This is a genomic window from Streptomyces sp. NPDC002536 (assembly GCF_053594995.1).
The window spans coordinates 1-7,347 of record NZ_JBSFWU010000185.1 but is presented as its reverse complement, the minus strand read 5'-3'; the positions used below and the strand labels follow the sequence as shown (position 1 = coordinate 7,347).

6 protein-coding genes and 1 pseudogene are annotated in these 7,347 nt (G+C 71.8%); 3 read left to right on the top strand and 4 right to left on the bottom strand.

What is annotated here, in order from left to right; translation table 11 throughout:
• Positions 1-846 precede the first annotated feature (846 nt).
• Positions 847-1,035: pseudogene (locus ACWD4B_RS34560) on the bottom strand (transposase); the annotation flags it as partial.
• 23 nt (positions 1,036-1,058) lie between these two features.
• Here ACWD4B_RS34560 and ACWD4B_RS34555 point away from each other — a divergent pair.
• Entirely contained in the window at positions 1,059-2,381 is a 1,323-nt protein-coding gene (locus tag ACWD4B_RS34555; protein ID WP_451424487.1) for an RNA-guided endonuclease InsQ/TnpB family protein, read from the top strand.
• Between the two features lie 442 nt (positions 2,382-2,823).
• Here the strand turns inward: ACWD4B_RS34555 and ACWD4B_RS34550 are convergent, their stop codons facing one another.
• The 3 genes from ACWD4B_RS34550 to ACWD4B_RS34540 all read right to left on the bottom strand — a co-directional run bounded on the left by ACWD4B_RS34550 (position 2,824) and on the right by ACWD4B_RS34540 (position 5,280).
• Positions 2,824-3,159 carry a cupredoxin domain-containing protein gene (locus ACWD4B_RS34550; protein ID WP_451424486.1) on the bottom strand — a complete coding sequence of 112 codons (336 nt, stop codon included), beginning with the start codon at positions 3,157-3,159 and terminating at the stop codon, positions 2,824-2,826.
• Positions 3,160-3,439: 280 nt separating this feature from the next.
• Positions 3,440-4,519: a PP2C family protein-serine/threonine phosphatase gene (locus ACWD4B_RS34545; protein ID WP_451424485.1), complete on the bottom strand. Its 1,080-nt coding sequence runs from the start codon at positions 4,517-4,519 to the stop codon at positions 3,440-3,442.
• Positions 4,519-5,280: a DUF72 domain-containing protein gene (locus ACWD4B_RS34540; protein WP_451424484.1), complete on the bottom strand. Its 762-nt coding sequence runs from the start codon at positions 5,278-5,280 to the stop codon at positions 4,519-4,521. Before ACWD4B_RS34540 ends, ACWD4B_RS34545 begins: the two co-directional genes overlap by 1 nt.
• Positions 5,281-5,324: 44 nt before the next feature.
• Between ACWD4B_RS34540 and ACWD4B_RS34535 the strand changes: the two genes are divergently transcribed.
• Positions 5,325-5,747, top strand: a complete 423-nt coding sequence (locus tag ACWD4B_RS34535; RefSeq protein ID WP_451424483.1) for an HIT family protein — start codon at positions 5,325-5,327, stop codon at positions 5,745-5,747.
• Between the two features lie 100 nt (positions 5,748-5,847).
• A complete protein-coding gene (locus ACWD4B_RS34530) occupies positions 5,848-7,164 on the top strand; it encodes an alpha/beta family hydrolase (RefSeq protein WP_451424482.1) in 1,317 nt (438 codons plus the stop codon).
• The last annotated feature ends 183 nt before the right edge of the window (positions 7,165-7,347 follow it).

The window sequence follows — 7,347 nt, the reverse complement described above, 5'->3', positions numbered from 1 at the left end:
CGTTGGTCAGTTCATGCCGCCGCACCATGCCTGGCTCCTGCCCAGAGCGGCAACAGATCCACCACCCGGGCAAGAGCCATCAGACACTGCCTAGGGGGTGTCCGATGGGTCGGTGCGGGTCCTGCGGTGTCTGGTGCGGTGGATCGCAAGACGGAGCATCACCCGCGTACTGGGCGTACTCGGGTGATGCGACAACGCAGCGAGGTGCCGTACCAGGCGCCGCAGGACCCGTGCTGGCTCACCAGACACCCCCTAGGTGCCCGCCTGCCGCACGACGGCTGCAACAGTGGAGCCCGGTCACGTCCCCACGCTGCTGCCGAGCCGAGCCGCCCAGGAGGGCGAGATGAACGCCTTGCCCCGCCCCGTGATCGACACCATGGCCGACCGTGCGATGCGCATGCACCACATGCGGTGGCACGTCTCGCGGAACGAATGGGCCGGCATGACCCCCGCCCAGCAGCAGGAGTTCCGCGCCCACGGCTGGGATCCGCCCCGCCCGGCCCTGACGGGCGGCGCCGATCCGCGGCCCGAGCCCGACAACGGGTCAGGCGAGGACTTCCTCTACATGCACCGGCAGATGATCGCCGACGTCGACGCGATCCTCGCCCGGCTGGCGGATCCCCAGTACCCCCGGGTGGAAGGGTGGCCGAGCATCCCCGCCCCCGGGGACGCGGCGTTCCCCGTCCCGCCGCCGTTCGAGGTCCCGGACGATCCGGACACCACCCGGGCCATCGACGACGCCAAGGGCGCGGCCTCGTTCGAGCGGATACGCCAGTGGCAGGCGGAGTACACCGACCTGTCGGCCCTGCGCGGGATGACGCTCGGACAGCTCGGTGCACGCATCGAGTCGAATTGCTTCAGCTCCGCCTCGAAGCCAGTGCACACCTCCCGCATGATCTCCTCACACCGGGTGAGCATGCCGCCGGTGAAGACCGCGCGTCTGTACTTGGTGACGAAATCCAAGTGGATATGCAGGTTGTGGACGACGTGACGGCCCGTGCGTACATCGGGGTTCGGGTTCCAACGTGGCGCCATTGGCCAAATGGTAATGTGCATACATGAGCAGCGAACTCGGGTTGGAGAAGCGGCAGTTCGGGCATCGCGCCCGGCTTGCGCTGAGCCCTGCCGAGGTTCGACTCCTGGACGGTCAGGCACATGCGGCCCGCACCATGTGGAACTGCCTGCACGCCTGGTGGTCGATGTTGCCGAAGGACAAGTGGACGCTGGCCGCCGCCGACGCGGCGATTCGCCATGCACGCAAGGAGGTTGACTTCCTTGCCGTTCTTCCCGCGCAGGCCGCGCAAGCGGTGCTGAAGACCTACTTCCAGGCGTGGAAGAACTGCTGGGAAGGGCGGGCAGGGGAGCCGAACTTCAAGGCCCGCTTCCGCCGGGTGATGAGCGTGGACATTCCGCAGGGCCGGGACTTGCAGATCACCCGGGTGCACCGCCGCTGGGGCTTGGTCAACATCCCCAAGGTCGGTCGTGTCCGCTTCCGCTGGACCCGCGACCTGCCCGTGGGCAAGAAAGCGAACTCCGACAACCGGATCACCGGCGCCAGGCTGGTCAAGGATGAGCTGGGCTGGCACATCGCCTTCCGCATCACTGCCCTTGAAGCCAGGCCCGAGCCGCGCACCGGCCCGCAGGTCGGTATCGATGCCGGGGTGAACATCCCCCTCGCCCTCTCCGACGGCAACCACCAGGACCACGGGCGCCCGCCCCGGCACACAGACGGCACCTCCGACCGGGACAAGTGGCTGGGCCTTGACGAGAAAGCCAAGCTGCTCCGCCTGGAACGGTGTGCCGCGCACCGTAAGAGCTTCCGCAAGCGCGGGGAGAAGACTTCCCGGCGGCTGCGGGCAACCTATGACCAGATCCGTGGGCTTCGCGCGAAAGCCAAGCGCAGGCACCAGGACTGGCAGCACCAGACCACCACGCTCCTCGCCCGGCAGTACAGCGTGATCGTGGTGGAACACCTGGACATCGCGAACATGACCAGAAGCGCCCGGGGCACCACCGAGGAGCCGGGGAAGAACGTCGCACAGAAGGCCGGTCTCAACCGCTCCATCAGCCAGGAGGCATGGGGCCGTACCATAACGATGCTGACCTACAAGGCCGCCCGCTTCGGCGGCACCCTGCACAAGGTTCCCGCCCCCGGCACCTCCCAGCGCTGCTCAGCCTGCGGCTTCACCACCACGGGCAGCCGCGAGAGCCAGGCCGTGTTCGTATGCAAGAACCCGGACTGCGGCTGGTCGGGCAACGCCGACTGCAACGCAGCCCGGAACATCCTGCACCTGTACCGGATGGGCCACGCGCTCATCCCGGCTGCCGGAAGGGCAGTCGCCAGGCGCGCACGCCGCGTCAAGCCCGCCACCGCAAGGTAGGCAGGAATCTCCTCCCTGAGCTTGCGAGAAGGGAGGAGAGCACTTCAATCGTCCCACGTCAACCCCGGCCGTCCCGGCCCCCGGTCCGGTCCCGGTCCCCGGTCCTACCCGGTCCCCGGTCCGGTTTTCTGGAAATTCCACGGCTGGATGACGGCCAACAACCGCACAGGGCCCTCTCCTTGAAACTTCGACCCGCCATGGACCGGGCCCAGGGCCAACGTGCAGCGCTCGGTCACGCGGCTCGCCTGCGAGGCCCGTCCGGGCAGTGCCGAGGCCGATGACCGTCGAGGGCCTGAAGCGGACGAGCATGCGCGCTCACCCCCTCTTCCGGAGCTTCGACGTCCGAGCGGCGATGCCGACAGCAGACAACAGCAGCAATCCCCCGCGGCTGACGGGTGGGCTCACCTCGCCGCAGGGGCTGCCTGACACTCCTCACTTCACGTCACTTCACTACCACCGTGCCGTGCATGTACGGGTGGATCGTGCAGATGTAGTTGAACGTGCCGGCCGAGTTGAACTTGAAGCTGTACGTGCCGCCGCGGCTGAGCGTCGGCGAGTTCAGCCCGCCCGAGCCGGTCACCGTGTGCGGTGCCGAGTCGTTGTTGGTCCAGGTCACCGTGGTGCCCTTGGTGACGGTGAGCGTCGACGGCGAGTACGCGAAGCCGGCGATCGTCACGTGATTGGCGGTCGCCGCCGGGGCGTTCGCCGTCACGGGGGTCGCGGGGGCCGCAGTGGCCATGCCCATGGAGGGGGCCATGACCGGGGCCATCGCGACCATGCCCGACCGGTGTCCGTGCCCGTGGGCATGTTCACCGTGGCCATGACCGCCACCGCACCACCCGCCCACGGCGGGGACCGCAGCGGCGGTGCCGGCGGCCAACAGCAAGGCAGCAACACGCTGTCTGCGCTTGCGCGTTGGGGCGTCTGTGGGAGTCATGATGTCGACCCAATCCAAATCTAGTGCGGGTCCACACGCGCCCCGCAGGATGCGGGTCGCGCATCCAGACACGAACCACGCTACTCCGCATCCCGAGCGCCGCCACTCGGGTGCCGGAGGGTCACTCCGTGCCCTCCCGCCGCACCGCCAGGATCGCCATGTCGTCGTCCCGCGGGCCCCCGGTCCACCGCTCCACGTCGGCGACCAGCACGTCGATGAGCTCCCCCGGATCCCCGAACGGGCCGAGCCCCGCCAGGCGCGCTGCCGGGTCGTAGAACGCCCCGGCGGCATCCCTCGCCTCCGTCACCCCGTCCGTCACCAGCAGCAGCGTGTCGCCGGTACCGAACGTCCAGGAGTCGGGGCCGGGTCGGGGCACACCCAGCGGACTCATGCCCAGCGGGAGGCCGGGGTCGTGCGGGTGCAGCAGACGGACCCGGGCACCGGCGAGGAGATACGCGGCCGGATGGCCGCAGTTGAGGAGGGAGAGCTTGTCGCCGTCCTGTGTGAACTCGCCCAGCAGGGCCGTGATGAAGCCCTCCATGCGCAGTTCCTCGCTGCGGTCCTCGACCTCCCGCAGGATCGCCTGTTCGAGGCGGTCGGCGAGGTCGCCCAGGTCGGGGGCCGTGGCGGCGGCCTCCCGGAAGGCGCCCAGCAGAAGGGCGACCGCGCCCACCGCGCCGATCCCCTTGCCCCGGACGTCCGCGATGAGCACCCGGGTGCCGAACGGCGAGCGCTGCACCGCGTAAGCGTCACCGCCGATCTGCGCCTCGGTCTGGGCGGCGTGGTAGCAGGCGGCGACGGCCAACGGGCCGATCCGGGACGGCGGGACGGGGAGGACCGCCCGCTGGGCGGCCTCCGCCACCGAGCGCACCACGTCCAGGCGGCGCCCGTGGCGGGCGATCACGCGGTTCACGCCGATGCCGATCAGGGCGGCGAAGAGCGTGTTGGCGAGTTCGAGCCAGCCCGGGGTGTGGCCCAGGTAGCCGTGCTTGGCGGTCAGCACCAGCGCACCCGCCACGATCACCGCACCGACCGCGACCGTGTGCCGCAGCGGGAGCAGGGAACCCGCGACCACGCAGGCCGCGGCCATCATCGGGTCGCCCCAGTAGTTCGCGGGCGAGAACGCGTCCCAGGTCAGCCCGGCCGCGATGAGCACGCCGGGGGCGAACCGCACGTACCGCGGCCAGTGCGTGGAGGCCATCAACTCCCCTCCGGTGTACGGCTGACCGTGCGTCCCAGCCCGGCCGCGGCGCGGGCGAAGGCGGCGGCGTCGTGGACGGCGGCCGCGCCGGGGTCGTTGTTGAAGTAGGCGTACACGTCGGCCCGGTCGGGCCAGGCGTCGGCGATGCGGCGGGCCCAAGTGGCGAGCGCCTGGCGCCCGTAGCGCGGCCAGGGGTGGGCGCGGCCGCAGTGGAAGCGCACATAGCCCCAGTCGGCCGTGCGCCACAGCGGGGTCACCGGGCGGGAGTCGTGGTCGGCCCAGCACAGGGCGGCGTGGTGCTGCTGCAGGAGGGAGCGGATCGCGTCGGTCCACCAGGAGTCGTGCCGGGGTTCCACGGCGACGCGGGTGCCGGCGGGGAAGCAGGCCAGTGCGGCGTCCAGCAGTCCCGCGTCGGCCTTGAGCGTGGGCGGGAGCTGGAGGAGGACGGGCCCGAGCCGGTCCCCCAGGCCCCCGGCGTGCCGCATCAGGCGCTGCACGGGCTCCTCGGGGTCGTGCAGCCGCTTGATGTGGGTGAGGTAGCGGCTGGCCTTGACCGCCATGACGAACCCCTGCGGGGTGCGGTCGCGCCACGCGGCGAAGGTCTCGGGCGAGGGCAGCCGGTAGAAGGCGTTGTTGTTCTCGACGGTCGCGAAGTGCCGGGTGTACTCCTCCAGCCACAGCCGCTGCGGGCAGCCGTCGGGGTAGAGGTCGCCGCGCCAGTCCGTGTACTGCCATCCCGAGGTTCCGACGAGCAGGGGCATGGATGATCCCTGCCCCGGGGGGCGGGATCCGTCACGCTGATGCCGTGAACTGCATCTTCTGTGCCATCGCGGCGGGCGGGCAGGCCGCCCACCTGGTCCTGGAGGACGAGACGGCCGTGGCCTTCCTGGACGCACGGCCGCTGTTCCCCGGGCATGTGCTGGTCGTGCCGCGGCGGCACGCCGAGACGCTCACCGACCTGCCGGTACCGGAGGTGGGCCCGTTCTTCACCCGGGTGCAGCGGGTCGCCGGAGCCGTGGAGCGGGGCATGGCCGCGGCGGGCTCGTTCGTCGCCGCCAACAACCGCATCAGCCAGTCCGTACCGCACTTCCATGTGCACGTGGTGCCGCGCAACCGCAAGGACGGTCTGCGGGGCTTCTTCTGGCCGCGCACGCGCTACGCCTCGGACGAGGAGGCGGCGCAGGTGGCGGCGCGGGTGCGGGCGGCCCTGGAGGGCGGCGGGGGCTGAGGCCGCCCGTGGACGATCCCCGGGAATCTGCGCATGCTGGTAGCAGGAGCGTCCTCCGCCCTCCCCTCCCGGAACCGGACCCCGGAACCGGAGGTGCAGCATGCGATTCACGGACCGAGTGGATGCCGGCCGGCAGCTCGCCGAGCGGCTGCGGCATCTGCGCAGCGAACACCCGGTGGTGCTGGGCCTGCCCCGCGGCGGCGTGCCCGTGGCCTTCGAGGTCGCGGCCGCGCTCGGCGCCCCGCTGGACGTGATCCTCGTCCGCAAGCTCGGTGTGCCCTTCCACCGGGAGCTGGGCTTCGGCGCCATCGGCGAGGGCGGGGTCAGGGTCGTCCGCGAGGACATCATCCGGATGAGCCGGGTGGACGAGGACGACCTCGCCGAGGTCGAGCGCAGCGAGGAGGCGGCGCTCGCGGAGCAGGCCGGGCGCTTCCGCGGCGGACGGCCGCGGATCCCCTTGAAGGGCCGTACGGCGGTCGTCGTGGACGACGGGATCGCGACGGGGTCGACGGCGTCGGCGGCCTGCCGCGTGGCCAGGGCCCAGGGTGCCGCGCGCGTCGTGCTGGCCGTGCCGGTGGCCCCGCCGGACGCGGTGGCGGTGCTCACCACGGAGGTGGACGAGCTGATCTGCCCGTTCACACCGGCCCTGTTCTCGGCCGTCGGCGAGTGGTACCGCGACTTCTCCCAGACCGCGGACGAGGAGGTCGTCGAGCTGCTGCAGCGCAACCGCGCCACGGCGCGCTCCGGGACCGGCGACGAGCCGGACCGCAGCGTGCCCGTCGAGGTGCCGGTCGAGGGCGGCGCCGTCACGCTCGCCGGCGATCTGGCGCTGCCCGCCGGGGCGCCCGGCATCGTCGTCTTCGCCCACGGCAGCGGCAGCAGCCGGATGAGCCCGCGCAACCGTGCGGTGGCGCAGGCCCTCAATGCGGCGGGACTGGGCACACTGCTGTTCGACCTCCTCACGCCGCAGGAAGAGGCGGACCGGGCCAACGTGTTCGCCATCGAGCCCCTCGCACGCAGGCTCGCGCAGGTGTCGGAGTGGCTGCGGCGGGAGTCCCTGCCGCTGTGCTACTTCGGCGCTAGCACGGGCGCCGCGGCGGCCCTGTGGGCGGCTGCGGACGGCGGCACGGACATCGCCGCCGTGGTCTCCCGCGGCGGCCGCCCCGACCTCGCGGGGGCACAGCTGGGCCGGGTGCGCGCGCCGACGCTGCTCATCGTGGGCGGCCGGGACGAGACCGTGCTGGACCTCAACCGACAGGCCGCCCAACAGCTGCGCTGTGAGCATCAGTTGACGGTCGTCCCGGGTGCCACGCACCTCTTCGAGGAGCCCGGCGCGCTGGACGCCGTGGCGGATCTCGCCTGCGACTGGTTCACCTCGCACCTTGCGCCGAGCGCACCGGCGGCGAGGGCGGCGTAGGGCCACGTGCCCCGAAGGGGCGCGGGGCTGTGTCGATGTGCGGCTCCGCCGCGTGGGCGCGACCGGGTGCCCCGAAGGGGCGCGGGGAACTGCGCGACCAGCCCCCACCGGCCTGCAGCCGACGCACCACCCCAGGGGTCCGGGGCGAAGCCCCGAGAACCTCGGCTGCGGGAGCGTCGTGGC

What these genes read in the sequence shown, in the direction of transcription:
- ACWD4B_RS34530 (WP_451424482.1), top strand. Translation starts at nt 5,848, where the DNA reads ATGCGATTCACGGACCGAGTGGATGCCGGCCGGCAGCTCGCCGAGCGG.
- ACWD4B_RS34555 (WP_451424487.1), top strand. Translation starts at nt 1,059, where the DNA reads ATGAGCAGCGAACTCGGGTTGGAGAAGCGGCAGTTCGGGCATCGCGCC.
- ACWD4B_RS34550 (WP_451424486.1), bottom strand. Translation starts at nt 3,159, where the DNA reads ATGGTCGCGATGGCCCCGGTCATGGCCCCCTCCATGGGCATGGCCACT.
- ACWD4B_RS34545 (WP_451424485.1), bottom strand. Translation starts at nt 4,519, where the DNA reads ATGGCCTCCACGCACTGGCCGCGGTACGTGCGGTTCGCCCCCGGCGTG.
- ACWD4B_RS34540 (WP_451424484.1), bottom strand. Translation starts at nt 5,280, where the DNA reads ATGCCCCTGCTCGTCGGAACCTCGGGATGGCAGTACACGGACTGGCGC.